The following is a 16,242-nucleotide window of genomic DNA, read 5'->3' as shown; positions in this document are numbered from 1 at the left end:
GCATCGCGAACGGCAGACCGCTGCACCCATTGCCCCCGCCGATCGACGATCCAGACACGTTAGCCCACCTCGACATACGCCGACACGATCGCCTCAGCGGCCTCCTCCACGAATATCAGCACGCGGCGTGACCTGCACGGATGAGGTTTCTGGCAAGGGCAGAGCTGCGGCAGCAACTACAGGGCTTGCCGAAGATGACCCTCATCGAACGATGCGCCGGCCTGCGGCCGGGCCCCGTGACCAGCCCAGCAGCCTCCGCGAAGCACTCCATACGCGCCATGGCCCGCCGTTGGAAAGATCTCCACGACGAGGTCAAGGAACACGACGTTCTGCTGGGGCAGCTCACCAAGGCCCACGCTCCAGACCTGGTCGACGCCTTCGGGATCGGCGCGGACACCGTCGCCGAAGTGCTTGTCACCGTCGGCGACAACCCCGAGCGCATCCGCTCCCAGGCCGCGTTTGCCAAGCTCGCGGGTGTCTGCCCCGTCCCGGCCTCGTCCGGCAAGACGAACCGGCACCGGCTCAACCGCGGCGGCCACCGGCAGCTGAACTCCGCGCTCTATCGCGTGGTGATCGTCCGAATGCGCTTCCACCAGCCCACTATCGACTACGTTGCCCGGCGCACGACGGAGGGCAAGACGAAACAGGAGATCATCCGCTGCCTCAAACTGTACCTGGCCCGGGGGATCTACCAGTACATCAAGGCCAAGCAACCACCTATGAAAGCGACTTGACGAACTATAGGAGCGTCAACGCGATGGCTGAAGCCGTGAACGGCACCTTCAAGGCCGAGCTGATCGAGATGCAGGGCCCCTGGAGGGACGTCGACAAGGTCGAGCGGGCGATCTTCCAGTGGGTCACGTGGTACAACGAGGAACGGCTCCACTCCGCCCTCGACTACGTACCGCCCGCCGAGTACGAACGCGACTGGTGGCGACAACAGGACGCCGCCCCGCAGTCCGCCTGAAACAAAGATCACCGGACTCTACGAAACTCGGGGCAGCTCAGAGAGCAATCTGCACGTGGGATTGGTGTACGTGGCCGCCGCTACGGACGAGGAAGCGCGTCGGCTGGTCAGGCTGGCCAACCTGCTGGACCCTGCGGCGTCCTCGCTCCAGCCTGGGATACACGAGCGCATGGTCGCGTTGGCGTCCCGAGCGCGTCGAGGGCGACTCATTGGCCGTCTCGTCATCGGCACAGCGCGGAGGGGTGGTTCCCCTGGCCGTAAGTAGGCACAACCTGCCGATGCGCCTCGATGCCCTTGAGTGCGAGCGTGGCGAACGCTGGCGCACAGGTGGCCGTGATGATTGCGCCGTTGTGCCCGTCCTCTCGGCGAGGACGTGGAGCCTCGCGGTGTGCGGCCACGGCTGGCGTGTCTTACCGACCTGCACAACGCAACGGAGCCCATCTCATGTCGTCCCCTCAGGCCGATGCCACGCGTCCTGCACCGCTTCCCTTGCACACCGAAGATCAGCTCCTGGCCGAAGCCCTGAAAACGCTGCCTGTCCTCCGGGCGAATGCTCACACAACGGAAGCCCGGCGTCGGCCAGCTGCGGCAAATCTCGACAGGCTTCGCGCTGCCGGGCTGCTGCGGTTGACCACCCCACAGAACCGCGGCGGGTGGGAGGCCTCCATTCGCACACAAGTCGAGGTCGGCCTTGCCCTGGCGCGGGCCTGCCCATCGACGGCATGGGTCGCCGGAATCTACAACGGTGTCAAGCCGATGACGGTCATGCTGCCGCCGGCCGCAGTGGAGGAGTTCTACGCCTTCGGACCGGACGTCTTGGTCTGCTCGGTGGCCAGCGTCCACGGTCAGGCGGTCCGCGTGGACGGTGGTGTACTTCTGTCCGGAACCTGGGCGGCAGCCTCCGGCTGCGAAGACGCTGACTGGGCGCTGCTCGGCACTGCCCTGCCCAAAACGGCGGAAGATCCGCATTCGGCTGCGACCGTCCTGGTCCCGGTGAAGGACCTGCAGGTGAAGGACACCTGGCATGTGGCGGGGCTGAGCGGGACGGGCAGCCAGAGTCTGGTGGCGGACGGTGTTCTGGTGCCCAACCACCGCATCATCACGGCGGCGGTGGCTGCGGCAGCGGGTGGAGGTGCCGGCTTTCCTGCGGCGTTGAAGATCGGCTCTGCGCTCAACTTGCTGGCTCCCGTGGTCGGTGCCGCCGTGGGAGCCCTGGACGCGGTGCGCCAGACCCTTGAGTCCGGTCGGGGCATCATGGCCTCGGTGTACCGGGACACCACTGATTCGCCCTCGGCGCAGATGTGGCTGGGCGAGGCGGACCGTCTCATCAGTCGTGCTGCTCGTCAGGTTGTGGCTGTCGCCAGCGAGGCGGACGCGGCCCTCGTCGGGGAGCCGCTGGCACCCCAGGAGCGCTCCGCGCTGCGGATGGAGATGGTCGCTGCGATCGAGAACGCCCGTTCCGGGATGAGCAAGCTGCTGGACCTGAACGGCACTGCCGGGTTCGCCCAGTCCCATCCTCTGCAGCGCTTCTGGCGGGACATGGAAACCGGCAGCCGCCACGTGCAATTCAACCCGTTCCTGACGCGCGAGGACTACGGGCGTCTGCTTGCAGGCGTCCAGTCACCAGTCTCCCTCCTGTTGTGACCTTCTGATCCGGCGTTGCGTGACCCGGAGGGAAGCGTCGGGCAATCCGCTGCCTCCTGTTGATCCGGTCGACTGCGTGTGCCGGGCGTCAAACGGCGCGTACAGCCGGATGCCATCTCCGGGCGAGGCCAATGTGCAGCTGCTCCCGAGCGCAACCCGCCTGTGACGCAGGCCATAAGAACGCCCGGTGCCGGGCGGACAGGGCGAAGTGTGGAACTTTCTCACGTGCCCGCATTCGGAGCGGTGACGCGCAGGCGTTCGCCCAGCTGTTCCGTGAGCATGCGCAAGCCGTGCACGCTCACGCCGCACGATGGCTGGGAGATCCGGCAGGAGCCGAGGACGTCGTATCCCTGACTTTTCTGGAGGCTTGGAGACTGCGCGATCGACTGCTGTCGGACACCGAGTTCGCAGCGACCGATGCTTCGAAGGAGTGCACGGCTGACGGACTGCGCCACTGGCTCTTCGGCATTGCAACCAACGTGCTGCGCAACACTCGGCGTGCCGCACGGCGACACCGGGCCGCCATGGAGCGGCTGCCGGACCGCCGCGCGGACCTCGATGTGGTCCCCGACTTCTCCGAAGCCCTTGTCAATCCCCAGGTCAGGGGCGGGTTGAGTGCTCGGCGAGCTCGGCATCCGCCCTCGCCCGGCCGGCCCGCGCGGATGCGCCGGCCAACCACCGGTAGAAGCCGGAACGCGAGACCGCGAGTATCCGGCACAGCCGCTTGACGCCGAAGGCGCCACGGTGATCCTCGACGAACTGGAAGCGGCTGCTCACCAACTGGTCTCCGCCGCAGAATACTTCGCGGCCCTCCGCAGGATCTCCCGCTCGAGCTCGAGTTCCTTCACCCGCGCCCGCAGCTGCCGGTTCTCCTTCTCCATCGCGGTGGCCTCCACCGCCCCGGGCCAGGCGGCCTGCTCGGCATCCCGCACCCACGTGCGGAGCGTCTCGTGGTTCACACCCAGGTCCTTGGCCACCGACGCGTACGTCCCACCCGGGCTGGAGTGGTACAGCGCGACGGCATCGGCCCGGAACTCAGGCGCGTACTTCGACGTCCCCAACGGGAACTCCTGTCCTATGGATCATCACGATCCAATGATCAGGGTGTCCACGCTCAAGGGGAAACGCCCGTGGGTGCTGACCCCGCCGGGGGAAGCGGACCCAGCACCGCGCAGGCTGCCGGGATCGCCGGCTTCCTGACCGTCGCCACCGCGAGGGGGCCAGGCTGCGCCGACTGCACCGGCCGCGCCCTGCGCGATGACGTCATCACAGTGGCAACTGCTCGGTCTCCCGGGCGTCGGTGATCACTGCCTAATGGCCGTGTTCATTCCGTGGCGGCCGCGGCTTTGCCGGCGCGGATCACACCTCGGCAGTGTGGTCATGAGATGAGGTCGTGCGCGACAGGCGCAGTTCTTCGACATCGAGGTACTCCTGCACCCGGCGCAGGACCATGTCGTCGATCTGTCCCTGGTCACGCAAGTCCGCCAGTGCCTGCCGTTTGACGTCAAGCAGATCCAGTCCCAGGGACTGGCGGTTGCCTACAGCCTCGTCGGCGGACAAACCGGCTCGCTCACTGATGTGCTGAGCGATGCGGCTGGCGGTGTCCTCATCGACATGGTGCTGTGCGGCCAGGCCGGGGAGCGCGGCCAGGGCGCTTGCACCGAGGTGCCGGTGTGCCAGGGCGAGCTCCCGGGCCGGGTCCTCGTCCTTTGGGTATCGCGCGCGGCGCACGACGGCCGGCAGCGTGGGTCCCATGACGGTGAGGGACACAACGATCACCACGGCAGTGATGAAGACGACGGCGTCCCGCTGCTGCACAATGCGTCCGTCCGCGGTGACGGCGGGGACGGTGAGTGCGGCTGCGAGGGAGATGGCTCCGCGCATCCCCGCCCAGGCGAGCGGGAGACGTTGGATTGCGCTGATGCGTCGGGCTCGCTGCCCTGGACGGCGGTCCAGCAGGCGAATGACGTAGGGCATGGTGTAGAACCACACCGCTCGAGTTCCGAAGACCACGACACTGATCAGAACGGCGGCCGCGGCAGCCTGCATCAGCGAGACCGAGCTGAGCGCGCGGCACGCGGCGGGCAGTTGCAGGCCGACCAGGACGAACAGGGCGCCGTTGAGCAGGTGACTTGTAACCTGCCAGAAGGCCACGGCCTGGATGCGTGCCTGCGAGCTGATGACGCGAGGTCCCATGCGGGTGGTGACCAGACCGCAGGTGACGACCGCAAGGACACCGGAGACGTGCAGCAGCTCGGCGGGAAGGAAGGCGATGAAGGGTGTGGCCACACTGAGGACGCTGTGCAGCAGCGCATCGCGCAGGTGCCGACGGACGGCGAGGAGGACGACGGCCACTGAGGCACCGACGAGGATGCCTCCGGCGTAGCTTCCGGCGAAGTCGAAGGCGGTCCTGCCCCACGAGAAGGCTTGGTCGTCCGTGGCGACCTCGACGGTGACGGCCAGCAGGACCAGGGCGGTGCCGTCGTTGAGGAGACTTTCGGTGCGCAGCATGGTGAGGATGCGCCGCGGCATTGCGGTAGCTACGGCGGCTACGGCGGCCGCGTCCGTGGGGGCCAGGACCGCCCCGAGGACGAAGGCGATGGGCCAGGTGTAGCCGAGGGCGTGTGCAGCGAGAGCGACGGTGGCGGCGGTGGCGATGACCAGTCCGGTGGACTGGAGGGCGATGCTGCGCAGATTGCTGCGGATCTCTCGGACCGATGAGGTGAGTGCTTCCCAGTACAGGAGGGCAGGCAGGAAGAGCAGCAGTACGACTTCGGGTTCGAGAGAGACGGAGTCGAAGGCGGGAGCGAGTCCTAGGAGACCCCCGGCTGCGAGGAGCAGGAGGGGTTCGCTGATGCCGGTACGCCTGGCCAGCCAGCCCATCGCGAGGATGGCGGTGCCGATGACGACGACCAGTTCGAGGCTCTCCATGTCCGGTTTCCTTCCGTTCTGTGGGCCGGGACCTGGGGCTGGCTCACAGGGGCCAGAGACGCGCAGCGGCTTTTCCGGATGGCCGCTGCTGCGCATATGGCCGTGGGTGCCTGCCGGGCAGGCACCCACGGGTTCACTTCTGGCGGTCGGTGGCGGTGGCGTCTTCGCGGTAGAGGACGAGGTGTTCGTGGTACAGCACTCCGTCGCGGACGTCGCCGGTTGCGGTGAAGCCGGTGTCGTCGACGTAGTCGATGTGGTTGCCCGTGACGGTGTAGCTACCGGTGTAGGCGCTCTGACGGCTGCCGCGGGCTTCGTCGTAGCGGCCGTTGGGCAGGAGCTCCTGGCGGATGTGGCCATCGGCGGTGACCCACATGCCGACGAAGGGGTGAGGTGCGTCGGTGTTCATGCCTCTACGTTCGCCCGCGGCGGCGTGGGCAACCAGGCCAAGTAGTTCCTGGGAGTTTTGCACCCACGTTGGTCTTGGCCGCCTCCTCCGGCTTCCTGATGGGTGCCTGTCGTGCGGCAGCGGGGGTGGCAGGCGCATGCCGGCCAGGATGGGGTGTCGGGGCGGCAGTAGGGCTCGGAGGTGCCAACGTGCACGGTGGCGGGCGCGTCGGTGCGGCGGAAACGGTCCCGGAGGCGCCCGTAGAAGTCGGTGGCGTGCAGGCGTAGCAGCCGGACGCGGTGGGGGCGCGGAAGAGGCCGATCCAGTCACCGGGATCGAGGACACCTCTGAGCTGGCCGTCGATGCTGACGGCGGCCGGTCCTGAGTGCGGCAGGACGCGGAGGGCGAGGGGTTCATCGGGGGCTGCGATCACACTGCGGTTGAAAGTCATGTGGGGGGCGATCGGGGTGAAGACGACGGCGTCCATGTGGGGCGAGAGCACAGGGCTGCCCCCGGCGAACCTATAGGCGGCCGATCCGGTGGGGGTGCCGACCGCCAGGCGTCGGCCGAACAGGAGGCGAGCAGACGGCCTGCCAGGTAGACGCCGACGCTGACCTGTCGGTCGCGTGCGAGCTTCTCCAGGACGACGTCGTTGAGGGCCATGACGTCCAGGGCTACGCCTCAGCCCTCGCCTTCGGTGGTTTCCGGGCGGACCTGCGGTGCGGGCAGGGTGGGGCCGCGCCCGTAGGGCAGCAGTGCCTCCAGCTGTGCCGGGATCTCCAGGAGCCTGGAGGCGCGCATGGTGAGGGTCATGCACTCTTCTGTGACCGCCCGTCCGCCATGGACGGCGTCGAGAGCGGTGGTGACGTCACGGGCAGGGACTTCGGTGAGGAAGCCGACCTTGCCGAGGTCGACGTCCAGGGCGCCAGCCTGGCTCTGGAGTGCGGTGCGGGCGCCTCGGAGGAAGGTGGCGTCTCCACCGAGGGTGACGACGAGGTCGGGATCGCAGGCGGCGGCTTCCTCTCGGCCCGTCTTGCGGTGGTGGTCTTTGGTCCAGACGTCGATGTCGGTGCATCGATGCCGTGGCTGTCGCTCCATCCGTGGACGGCTCGGGCAGCGTCAAGGGCTTCGGGGCGCCCTGATGGACGACGAGTCCGTACGGCGAACGGGCATGAGTCCTCCCGGGTGCGGCCGGCAGGGTGGCCCGGTGGGATCAAAGGGTCGGCGGGACGGTGGTGGTTGCTCGGTCGTCGGCGCGCAGTTGGCGGGCCAGGTCGGCCCGCTCCTCCTCGGGGACCAGGGCGAGCACGATCTTGCCTCGGGTATGGCGTTGCTGGACCTGCCGGTAGGCGTCCTGGACCTGTTCCAGGGGATAGACCGTGCTGATCGGGACGATCAGGCGCTTCTTGGCGACGAGGGCGGCGAGTTCGGCGACGAGTTGCGCGGAGAAGGCGTCCTCTTGGGCTTGGTGGTGCACACCGTAGCGGGCGACTGCTCGGCCGTCGGCGATGGTGTTGATGCGGTATGGGGAGACGCCGAGGGCGATGGCCGCATCGACATTGCCTTGGCCGAAGGTGTCGATGAAGGCGTCGATACCTTCGGGCGCGGCCGCCCGCAGCCGGTCGGTGAGGCCGGGGCCGTGCTGGACGGGGACGACGCCGAGTGAGCGCAGGAAGTCGTCGTTGTGGGGGCTGGCGGTGCCGATGACGGTTGCGCCGCGCAGGCGGGCCAGTTGCGCGGCGATCGAGCCCACTCCGCCTGCGGCAGCCGAGACGACGACGGTTTCACCGGCGCGGACACCGACGGCGTTGACCGCGGCCCAGGCGGTCACCCCGACGGCGGACAGGGGGGCGGCCATCTCCCAGCTGATCTCTGCGGGCTTGGCGGCGAGCAGGTGCGCCGGTGAGACGACGTAGTCGGCCTGCGCGGCACGGGGGACGTAGCCGATGACCTCGTCGCCGATCTCGAAGCTGTCGACGCCCTCACCCAGCGCGGTGACCCAGCCGGCGAAGTCGTTGCCTTGCCCCTCGGGGAAGGCAGCCGGCCAGATGTCGGCGAACACACCCTGCCGGATACCGGCCTCGCCCGGATTGACGGGGGCGACCACCACGCGCACCACGACCTCACCCGGACCGGGTGTCGGTTTGGGCACCTGGGCGATCTCCAGCACTTCCGGACCGCCGTAGCGCGAGAACTTCACTGCTCGTGGCATGACCGACTCCTGATCGACGCGCGGTGCGGCTTTCTGTGGACCTCACCCTACCCGGTTGTTGATGCATCAACAACCGGTCGCATCCGTGGCCGCGGAGCGGGACTTCAGCCACCGCGACCCGGGGTGAGGCGCTGCGGCGTTCTCACAGGAGGTACTGCCACTTGGTCATCCGGTCCTTGAGATCAAGGACGTCGCCGTCCACGGAGAACGTTCCGTCGCCGCGGTGGTGGAACAGCCGGGGGCGGGACCGGGAGGGGTCCGTCCAGGCCCTGACCGGCTCCAGGAGGAACAGGTTGTAGGCCCCCACCAGGCTGGTGTCGGCCACCTTGCATTCGAGGTTGGCCCAGCACTCCCCCACCAGCGGAGCTTGGACCTTCTCGCCTGCCACGGCGGTGAGGCCGAACGCGTGGAACTTGTCGACGTCCGCTCCTGAGCAGTTGCCGATGTCGACGACCGTGTCCGCCATGTCTGCGGTGGGCACCGAGACGACGCATTCACCGGTCTCGACCAGGGCCTGGTAGCTGTAGTCCCAGGGGCCCACGGTGGCCGCGATCAAGGGCGGGGCGTGGCGCACCATCATGTTGAAGCCGTTGGTCATGACATTGGGCACGCCGCGATGCTGGGTGGTGATCAGGATGACCGGGCCGGGCTCGATGAGCCGGTGGACCTGGTCCAAAGGATGCGCCTGAAGGTCGTTGACCGTGATCATGTCTGCTCCGGGAGGCCGTGGGATGCGCGGGCCGGCGCAGATGGCCGTCCGCAGTAGCGCCTGATGCCGACCAGTCTTGGCAGGCGGGCGGTCCGGGGTGAAGGCCGTGATGTTCCTGGGTGCGACAGGGCCAGGGTGTGCTCTGCCGGCGGCCGGTCCTGACGGTGCAAGGCGGGGACCGGCCGCCGGGTGGGTCAGATTTCGTTGACCTCGAGGCCGGGTGCGGCCTCGACCTGGGCCTGCTTCGGTGCTGTGGCCATGGCGCGCAGCGTCTCGAAGGCGACGGCGGTCGGACTGGCCGGTTCGGCCTGATAGACGACCAGTTGCTGATGCGGAGCGCCGTTGACGGTGAAGGCGGCGAACTTGATGTGCAGGTCGCCTACTTGGGGATGCTTGAGGTGCTTGCCCTCCTGGGACTTGCTCTTTACCTCGTGCATTCCCCAGATGTCGGCGAACTCCTCGCTGAGCACGGAGAGTTCCTTGACCACCTCGGCGATCCGTTCCGATTCGGGATCGTAACCGTAGGCGGCGCGGAGCTCGGCGACGCACGAGTGCGCCGCGCGTTCCCACTCCTGGTAGAACTCTCGGCCGGCCGGATCGACGAAGACCATGTATGCAAGGTTGTCGAAGTCACCGAATCCGCCGTGCAGTGCGGTGGCCAGGCTGTTGCCGGCCAGCACGTCGAGGGCGGGGCCGAGGACGAACGCGGGTGTGTGTTCCCAGCCTTCCATCAACTCCAACAGCTGGCGGCTCACTTCTCCCTGCGCTCCCCATCTACGCGGACGCTGCGAGGCAGCCAGACAGAGTCGATTGAGGTGATCGGTGGCCTCCTCGTTCAGTTTCAGCGCCTGTGCCACGGCATCGACGACCTGCGGAGAGGGACTGCACTCGCGTCCCTGCTCGAGCCTGATGTAGTAGTCGGAGCTGACTCCGGCCAGCAGTGCGACTTCTTCCCTGCGCAGCCCTCGTACTCGACGGCGTCCGTGCTCGGGAAGACCGACATCATGCGGCTTCAGGGCCTCTCGGCGGGCTCTGAGAAACTCGCCCAATGGCGTCCCATTGCTCATGCCAGTAAGACTAGACGGTTTCCGGCCTTTCTGGATGTCCACGATGTAATATGGCAAATGGTGGTTTATCCCTTACGGAAGGTGAGCGCCGGTCTTGAGCGTTGGGATTTTCCCCGCACTTTGCCCGCGTCTACCGGTCCTGGAGCCCGCCACCGGACCCTCCGGTCCCCTGCTTCAACGGCCGAAACCGCAAGTCGGCCGCGTCCGTGCGGCCCCTGTCAGGGGGGCGGAGCCCACGGGGACCTTCGGTCCTGGGTGTAATGCACCCACCGTCCGCTGATCCTTCCAGGGCCTTTTCGCCCTAGCCTCGAAGACATGGACAACGACACGCACCCTGACACAGTTGAAGGGCTGGGTCAGTTCCTCCGCGCCCGCCGGGAACGCCTCAGCCCCACGGACGCGGGACTGCCCAGCACCGGCCGACGGCGGGTGCCCGGCCTGCGACGCGACGAGGTAGCCGCTCTCGCAGGCGTCAGTTCGAGCTACTACATGCGGCTCGAACAAGGCCGCGAGCTCACCCCGTCGCGGCGAGTCCTGGACGCCGTGGCGCGGGTCCTGCAGTTGGGCGAAGAGGATATCCTTCAGCTGTACCGGCTGGCCCAGCCCGGAACCCGGCGGTCCAAGTCTCCCGTCCGTGTGGAGCGCGCTCAGGCTCACCTGCGGCAGCTCATCACGACGTGGACCAGGACACCGGCCTTCATCATCGGCCACGCCCAGGACATCCTGGCGACCAATCCACTCGCCGATGCTCTCTACTCCGACTTCGCACAGCAGGACAACGTCTTGAGGATGCTGTTCCTGGATCCCGCAGCCAGGGCCTTCTACCGCAACCCCGAAAGGGCCAAGCACCGGGCCGTCGCAGATCTGCAGCAGACCGCCGCGAGCACGCCGGACGATCCCCGCATCCTTGAACTGGTCGGAGAACTGTCCGTCCGCAGCAGCGAATTCCGCACTCTGTGGGCGCGGGAGTACGCACGGGTGCCGCCGTATGAGGTCAAACAGATGCACCACTCAGCGGTCGGGGACCTCGAGCTGCGGCACGAGGCCCTCAACATCCGCAGCGCCCCTGGCCAGCAACTGATCATTTTGCAGGCCGAGCCGACGTCGTCCTCGGCGGATGCTCTGGCGCTGCTGGGATCGATCACAGCATCCAGCGTGCCGCAACAGCAAGAGCCGGCATCGGACAACTGACGATCGTCCTGTCGAAGGCCAGCAATCCCGCAGTCCTCGCCGCCCTGGCGGCGAGGACTGCGGGCTACCTGCAGACCGGTGAAGCACGTGTTCGCCCCGACGAAACCGGCATCGGGACCTGCGTCCCGCGCGCGGAGACCGCCGGCAAACCACCACCGGCCATGCAATTACCTGAGCGAGGGGAACCGAGGGGCGGCCGCTGCGGACAGGCCACGGTCAGGTACGCCTTATGGAGCGGAATTATCCTGGGCACTCGATCGAATGGCGCCGATAATCTTCTCAAGTGTTTGCCCGAGAGATTCAGCTTCGGCGGGCGTGAGAGGGTCGAAGAAAAGCCGTTTCACTGTTTCCGCATGTCCTGGCGCGGCCGCCTTGATGACTGACCTTCCCTGCTCGGTCAAGCGCACCATCGATCCGCGTGCATCGTCGGCGCAAGCCTCTCGGACCACCAGGCCACGTTTCTCCATGCGGCTGATCTGGTGGGACAGGCGGCTGCGCTCCCACCCCACCTCGTTGCCGAGGTCCCGGGCACGCAGCACCCCGTCACTCGACTCGGACAGCGGCGCGAGGAGCGCGTAGTCCGCCGCCGACAGGCCCGAGTCCTGCTGGAGTTGCTGGTCTTGGGCACGTTGCAGCTCGCGGCGCAGCAGCCGGTACTTCGCCCAGACCTCGGCCTCGTCGGGAGTGAGCCATCGCGGTTCAGACATGGCACCCATGCTACCAGCTTGTTGATACGTCACTAAAAATCCGGTCGGCTCATCCTAGGAATGAAACACCCAGGAAGAGCGCGGCCTTCATTCGGCCTTGGGCGAGGGGCACACTCGAATCCGTAAGCAAGAACTCCCCGGCAAGCGGGGAAGCACCGAGAAAGGTTTTCTCTCATGGCTACGTGGTTCGTCACCGGCGCCTCCCGTGGAATCGGCGCGGAAATTGCTCGCTCTGCTCTGGCGGCCGGGAATAACGTGGTTGTCGCCGTCCGTAACCCGGAGCGCGTTCCGGAGGATCTGAAGAAGGCCGACAACGTCTTCCCGGTGGCTCTCGACGTCACGGACAACGACAGCATCCCGCAGGCCGTCGAAGCGGCCGTCGCCAGGTTCGGCGGGATCGACGTCCTGGTCAACAACGCCGGCCGCGGCCTGCTCGGCGCGCTGGAGGAGATCACTGACGCCGAGGCCCGTTCGCTGTTCGACCTGAACGTCTTCGGCCTGATCAACGTCACACGCGCCGTTCTGCCCGTCATGCGCAAGCAGGGCTCGGGCAAGCTGGTGCACATCGGCTCCCGCTCCGGCTTCGAAGGCGAGCCCGGCGTCAGCCTGTACTCGGCCTCCAAGTTCGCGGTCGCCGGCATCAGCGAGGCACTGTCGGTGGAGATGGCTCCCTTCGGCATCCAGTCGATGGTGGTCGAACCGGGCGTCTTCCGGACCGACTTCCTCGACTCCAGCTCCCTGTCGGTCGCCGCGAACCGTATCGCCGACTACGACAACACGCCCGCGCACGTGACGCTGGACTGGATCGACAAGGCCAACCACGCTCAGCTCGGCGACCCGGTCAAGGGCGCTGCCCTGATCGTGGAGGTCACCTCGACCGACAAGCTCCCCACCCACCTGTACCTGGGCCGCGATACCCTCGAGCGCCTCGAGGTCAAGATCCAGCAGATCCGCGACGACCTCAAGCCGTGGAGCGAGAAGTCCGCCGCCACCGCGCACGACGACGTCTGATCTGCACCCGGCCCGAAGCCGCCCACTGGCAGCGGCCGCGACAGCAGCCCGGCCGGCCGGCGGGCTCCCCCCTCGGTCCGGCTGGCCGGGCCACCATCCTCGACTCGCATCCCACAATCCCTTCGCACCGAAGAATGAGGTCTTCGTCATGTCCGCTCTGCTCACCGGAAACCCCCTGGCCGGTCGTGTCGCCGTCGTCTCCGGCGCCTCCAGCGGCATGGGCGCCGTCACCGCCGAACGCCTGGCCGAGCTCGGCGCCACCGTGGTGGTCCTCGCCCGACGCAAGGAGCGCCTGGACAGCGTCGTGAAGAACATCGAGGCCGGCGGCGGCACCGCCCTCGCCATCGCGGTGGACGTCACCGACCGCGAGGCCGTCCAGGCCGCCGCAGCTCAGGTCGCCGACCGATTCGGCAAGGCCGACCTGGTATTCAACAACGCCGGCGTCCAGCTGATCTCGGGCATCGAGGAACTGAAGGTCGACGAGTGGCAGCGCCAGATCGACCTCAACATCACCGGCCTGATGAACGTCATCGCCGCCTTCCTGCCCCACCTCACCGAGGCTGCCGCGAACGGCAAGCCCGCGGACCTGATCAACACCTCCTCGATCGCGGCGACCCGAATCCTGGAGAAGTTCTCGATCTACTCAGGCACCAAGGCCTACATCAGCCACCTCACCCGGCTGCTCCGCGTCGAACTGGGCCGGAAGATGGTCCGCGTCGCCACCATCGAGCCCGGCATGGTCGACACCGAACTGCCTGACCACGTGACCGACCCGGACGCCTCCAAGCTCATGGCCGACCTCATCCACGACATCGACGTCCTCCAGGGCGCCGACGTGGCCGAGACCGTGGCCTTCATGGCCGCCGTGCCGCGCCACGTGAACCTCACCGAGATCACCATCCTGCCCACCGCCCAGGCGGTCTGAGACACCGCACACGTCGGGGTGGGGGAGAACAGCTCGGGCTGTTCTCCCCCACCCCGACGTGCGTTTTCCGGCACCTGTCTCACAACGGCCCCGCTGCCAGCCCGCCCCGGCGGGGAGCCGCGGCCGCACACCACCAGAACTCCGGTCGGGTCACGCCTGAGCCTGCGTCCTAGGCACACAGCGGCCGGCCCCGCGAACTTGCGATGATCGCGCGGGCGGCGTCCTCAGCCTGGTGTTGTGTGCTGCCCTCCGCAGCAGGGCCACCACGCCTCCTGCGCGGTGCACGCCTGCTCGGCCACCAGCGGCCGCGCGTCAGGTCCACCACCCTGCCCCCTGCCAGGGCTTCGGGTGGTTGCTCGTTCTCCCTGGCCAACTGCTCGACCTTCCTCGGCCGCGCGCCGCGATCGTGGAACCTGCAGGCATGACCCGTGGGCGGCGCACTGGTTTCTGGCGTGTGATCGCTCTGATCACACCGCGGCCCAAGGCAAGAAAGAAGAACATGTCCGGGGGTATCCAGCGTGGTGGAAGACACCGACCATGCTCTCACCCTCGCCGGCGAGCTGGGCACGGCCCGAACCGGTGCGGGCCGTGCCGGTCGACGCCCCAGTGCCTTGAGAGACGGGCTGCACAGGCGAAGTGGGACGATTGCCGAGCACTCGCCCGCCGGTGGGCAGACGGCAGCAGTACCGCTGCTGGCGCTTCCGCAGAGAAGGGTCCTCCAGTGGTGCCCTGATGAGACCCACGGGTGGCAGACCTGGTCGAGGGTTGACGGTCCGCCAAGGTCGGGGTGTTCAGAGCCTGCCGTGACCGTTGCCGGCGGGGCCGGTCTGCTTGCGGGTGATGTCCTCCCATTGGTGCCTGGGCGGCCCCGCCAGCCCCGGAAGTGCCCCAGCCCCTGCGGCAAGCCACCTCATCAGACGTTCACGCACCTCGTCGGTGCCGAAAGCCTCGTCGGGCAGGGTGAGTAGGTGGCGGGCGCGCGCCCAGGCGCGCATGACCACCGGGTCCTCGAGGGCACAGGCGAAGCGTGCCGCCTTCAGGCGACGCTCATCATCCGCAGGTGGAGCCGCATTTCCGGAGAGCCGCGCCTCGTTGTCCCGGTCGGCGGCCACCTGCAGGTCGTACCAGGGCTTGAGGACGCGTTCGGACCAGCGGGCGTAGGCGTCGGCGTAGACGCGGTCGTAGGCCACGGCGTCTGCGGTGGCGGCGATCCGCTGGGCCGACCAGAGGCCGAGGGTTGTGCCCTGCGTGAGCGTGGGGTTGGTGTGGACGAGAGCGTCGCCGGCTCGGACAAGACCGGTGACCAGGGGTCCCTGCTCGTCTGCGGTGGGGCTCCATTGGTTGTCCAGGCCGGCCATGATGTGCACGCCACTCGTCGGCTTGGCGCCTTCGGCAAGCCAGGCTCCTGAAGAGGGGAACGCTGCGGCGAGGGCGTCGAAGACCTCGGGATCAGCTAGGGCGGGCAGCGTGGGATCTTTGGTGGTGCACACCAGTGCCACGCCCAGCAGATCATTGTCCGAGGGGAAGGCGATGCTCAGCGCGTACGGCGAAGCAGAAGTGTAGGGGGTGCGGCGCCCAGGCCGCGTGTCGGAAGGCATGCGGTACCAGCGGCAGGCGTACGCCATGCCGACGCGGTGGCGTTCGCTCTGCAGGGGGCGAGCAGCAAGGGCGTCCAGCCAGCCGCCGACGGGTGAGCGTCGTCCTGCCGCGTCCACGACCAGGTCGGCGTGCACCTGGCCGCTCGCCAGCGTGATGCCCGTTATGTGAGGTGGCCGCCCTGGGGTCTGTCGGGATTGCAGGCCGATCACCCTGCTGCCTTGCAGGAGGCGCAGGTTCTCCTGGCCGTCCACTGCTGCACGCAGGGCTGTTTCCAGCAGGATGCGCCGTGTGCGGACCAGTACGAGGTGCTCGTCGCCTGCCCGGTAGACGGGGCGTGTGTCGAACCAGTCCAGTTCGTGCTGTTCCCAGGCTCCCAGCTGCTTGAGATGGGCGTATACGTCCGGTGCCTCGGCCATCAGGACTGCTCGTGCCGGGCCGAGGAGCGCGTGCGGTTGGATCGCTTGGGGTGCGCGGGGTCGATCCCAGCCGAAGAAGTCCTCATCGAGGCGGCCGGTGACGGATTGCTTCTCCTGCTCCACGAGGGTGACGTGGTGGTGGGCGCGGGCCAGGAAGAGCGCCGCGGCCATACCGGTGATGCCTGCGCCGATCACGGCGATGCGTGCCACTGGGCAATCCCTCTCGCTTTGGGGGGCGGGCCCGGAGCCCGCCCCCGCCTGGTGCTGCCAGATCCCGTTGCTCTGGCAGGCACCTCCCCAGAGCGATCGTTGCCTGCCGAGGCAGCGCGCAACCTCGGTGAATGTCGCCTAACCGGTCGACGGCATCTTTTGGATTGAGGTTCCCCCGAGATGCGGGGAGAGGTGACAGCAGGTCAGATGGGTCTCACGAGAGGAGACCAGACGATGCCTGCTCCCAGGAAATACCCACTGGAGTTGC

At 67.7% G+C, this 16,242-nt stretch carries 14 protein-coding genes and 2 pseudogenes; 7 read left to right on the top strand and 9 right to left on the bottom strand.

Going from position 1 to position 16,242, the window contains the following annotated elements; translation table 11 throughout:
• The first annotated feature begins 278 nt into the window (after positions 1–278).
• The 4 genes from ACH4U7_RS52290 to ACH4U7_RS52275 all read left to right on the top strand — a co-directional run bounded on the left by ACH4U7_RS52290 (position 279) and on the right by ACH4U7_RS52275 (position 3,339).
• On the top strand, positions 279–734 hold the full coding sequence (locus ACH4U7_RS52290; protein WP_398534802.1) for a transposase: 456 nt from the start codon (positions 279–281) through the stop codon (positions 732–734).
• Between the two features lie 23 nt (positions 735–757).
• Entirely contained in the window at positions 758–967 is a 210-nt protein-coding gene (locus tag ACH4U7_RS52285; protein ID WP_398534801.1) for an integrase core domain-containing protein, read from the top strand.
• Between the two features lie 444 nt (positions 968–1,411).
• A complete protein-coding gene (locus ACH4U7_RS52280) occupies positions 1,412–2,611 on the top strand; it encodes an oxidoreductase (protein ID WP_398534800.1) in 1,200 nt (399 codons plus the stop codon).
• A 131-nt stretch (positions 2,612–2,742) separates the two neighbouring features.
• A complete protein-coding gene (locus ACH4U7_RS52275; RefSeq protein ID WP_398534799.1) occupies positions 2,743–3,339 on the top strand; it encodes an RNA polymerase sigma factor in 597 nt (198 codons plus the stop codon).
• Here ACH4U7_RS52275 and ACH4U7_RS52270 read toward each other — a convergent pair.
• From ACH4U7_RS52270 to ACH4U7_RS52240, 7 genes and pseudogenes are all read right to left on the bottom strand, one after another.
• Positions 3,230–3,672 (bottom strand): annotated as a pseudogene (locus ACH4U7_RS52270) (transposase); the annotation flags it as partial. The gene ACH4U7_RS52275 and the pseudogene ACH4U7_RS52270 overlap by 110 nt on opposite strands.
• A 298-nt stretch (positions 3,673–3,970) precedes the next feature.
• Positions 3,971–5,542, bottom strand: coding sequence for a Na+/H+ antiporter (locus ACH4U7_RS52265; protein WP_398534798.1), 1,572 nt, complete (start codon positions 5,540–5,542; stop codon positions 3,971–3,973).
• Between the two features lie 133 nt (positions 5,543–5,675).
• A complete protein-coding gene (locus ACH4U7_RS52260; RefSeq protein WP_398534797.1) occupies positions 5,676–5,948 on the bottom strand; it encodes an Atu4866 domain-containing protein in 273 nt (90 codons plus the stop codon).
• A gap of 149 nt (positions 5,949–6,097) precedes the next feature.
• A pseudogene (locus ACH4U7_RS52255) lies at positions 6,098–7,100 on the bottom strand (NAD(+)/NADH kinase); the annotation flags it as partial.
• Between the two features lie 40 nt (positions 7,101–7,140).
• Positions 7,141–8,139, bottom strand: coding sequence for an NADP-dependent oxidoreductase (locus ACH4U7_RS52250; protein WP_398534796.1), 999 nt, complete (start codon positions 8,137–8,139; stop codon positions 7,141–7,143).
• Positions 8,140–8,281: 142 nt separating this feature from the next.
• Positions 8,282–8,848 (bottom strand): flavin reductase family protein, encoded by a 567-nt coding sequence (locus tag ACH4U7_RS52245; protein ID WP_398534795.1) that lies wholly within the window; start codon positions 8,846–8,848, stop codon positions 8,282–8,284.
• 194 nt (positions 8,849–9,042) lie between these two features.
• Positions 9,043–9,915, bottom strand: a complete 873-nt coding sequence (locus ACH4U7_RS52240) for a helix-turn-helix transcriptional regulator (protein WP_398534794.1) — start codon at positions 9,913–9,915, stop codon at positions 9,043–9,045.
• Positions 9,916–10,230: 315 nt separating this feature from the next.
• Between ACH4U7_RS52240 and ACH4U7_RS52235 the strand changes: the two genes are divergently transcribed.
• Positions 10,231–11,106, top strand: coding sequence for a helix-turn-helix transcriptional regulator (locus ACH4U7_RS52235; RefSeq protein WP_398534793.1), 876 nt, complete (start codon positions 10,231–10,233; stop codon positions 11,104–11,106).
• Positions 11,107–11,333: 227 nt separating this feature from the next.
• Here ACH4U7_RS52235 and ACH4U7_RS52230 read toward each other — a convergent pair whose 3' ends face one another.
• The gene (locus tag ACH4U7_RS52230; protein ID WP_398534792.1) at positions 11,334–11,813 is read right to left on the bottom strand and encodes a MarR family winged helix-turn-helix transcriptional regulator; all 480 of its coding nucleotides are present in this window, start codon (positions 11,811–11,813) and stop codon (positions 11,334–11,336) included.
• Positions 11,814–11,987: 174 nt separating this feature from the next.
• Here ACH4U7_RS52230 and ACH4U7_RS52225 point away from each other — a divergent pair, with 174 nt between their 5' ends.
• Both ACH4U7_RS52225 and ACH4U7_RS52220 read left to right on the top strand, forming a co-directional pair.
• Positions 11,988–12,824 (top strand): SDR family NAD(P)-dependent oxidoreductase, encoded by an 837-nt coding sequence (locus ACH4U7_RS52225; protein ID WP_398534791.1) that lies wholly within the window; start codon positions 11,988–11,990, stop codon positions 12,822–12,824.
• Positions 12,825–12,972: 148 nt separating this feature from the next.
• Positions 12,973–13,749: an SDR family oxidoreductase gene (locus ACH4U7_RS52220; RefSeq protein WP_398534790.1), complete on the top strand. Its 777-nt coding sequence runs from the start codon at positions 12,973–12,975 to the stop codon at positions 13,747–13,749.
• Positions 13,750–14,540: 791 nt separating this feature from the next.
• On the opposite strand, the gene ACH4U7_RS52215 is transcribed toward ACH4U7_RS52220, so the two are convergent.
• On the bottom strand, positions 14,541–15,974 hold the full coding sequence (locus tag ACH4U7_RS52215) for an FAD-dependent oxidoreductase (RefSeq protein WP_398534789.1): 1,434 nt from the start codon (positions 15,972–15,974) through the stop codon (positions 14,541–14,543).
• Positions 15,975–16,242 lie beyond the last annotated feature (268 nt).

Source organism: Streptomyces sp. NPDC020845 (genome assembly GCF_044334165.1).
Lineage (GTDB): Bacteria > Actinomycetota > Actinomycetes > Streptomycetales > Streptomycetaceae > Streptomyces.
Note: the sequence above shows the minus strand (reverse complement) of the source record. Positions and strands in the feature narration are given on the sequence as shown.

Coding starts and splice junctions, on each gene's coding strand:
- ACH4U7_RS52290 (WP_398534802.1), top strand. CDS start 279: ATGGCCCGCCGTTGGAAAGATCTCCACGACGAGGTCAAGGAACACGAC.
- ACH4U7_RS52285 (WP_398534801.1), top strand. CDS start 758: ATGGCTGAAGCCGTGAACGGCACCTTCAAGGCCGAGCTGATCGAGATG.
- ACH4U7_RS52280 (WP_398534800.1), top strand. CDS start 1,412: ATGTCGTCCCCTCAGGCCGATGCCACGCGTCCTGCACCGCTTCCCTTG.
- ACH4U7_RS52275 (WP_398534799.1), top strand. CDS start 2,743: ATGTGCAGCTGCTCCCGAGCGCAACCCGCCTGTGACGCAGGCCATAAG.
- ACH4U7_RS52265 (WP_398534798.1), bottom strand. CDS start 5,542: ATGGAGAGCCTCGAACTGGTCGTCGTCATCGGCACCGCCATCCTCGCG.
- ACH4U7_RS52260 (WP_398534797.1), bottom strand. CDS start 5,948: ATGAACACCGACGCACCTCACCCCTTCGTCGGCATGTGGGTCACCGCC.
- ACH4U7_RS52250 (WP_398534796.1), bottom strand. CDS start 8,139: ATGCCACGAGCAGTGAAGTTCTCGCGCTACGGCGGTCCGGAAGTGCTG.
- ACH4U7_RS52245 (WP_398534795.1), bottom strand. CDS start 8,848: ATGATCACGGTCAACGACCTTCAGGCGCATCCTTTGGACCAGGTCCAC.
- ACH4U7_RS52240 (WP_398534794.1), bottom strand. CDS start 9,915: ATGAGCAATGGGACGCCATTGGGCGAGTTTCTCAGAGCCCGCCGAGAG.
- ACH4U7_RS52235 (WP_398534793.1), top strand. CDS start 10,231: ATGGACAACGACACGCACCCTGACACAGTTGAAGGGCTGGGTCAGTTC.
- ACH4U7_RS52230 (WP_398534792.1), bottom strand. CDS start 11,813: ATGTCTGAACCGCGATGGCTCACTCCCGACGAGGCCGAGGTCTGGGCG.
- ACH4U7_RS52225 (WP_398534791.1), top strand. CDS start 11,988: ATGGCTACGTGGTTCGTCACCGGCGCCTCCCGTGGAATCGGCGCGGAA.
- ACH4U7_RS52220 (WP_398534790.1), top strand. CDS start 12,973: ATGTCCGCTCTGCTCACCGGAAACCCCCTGGCCGGTCGTGTCGCCGTC.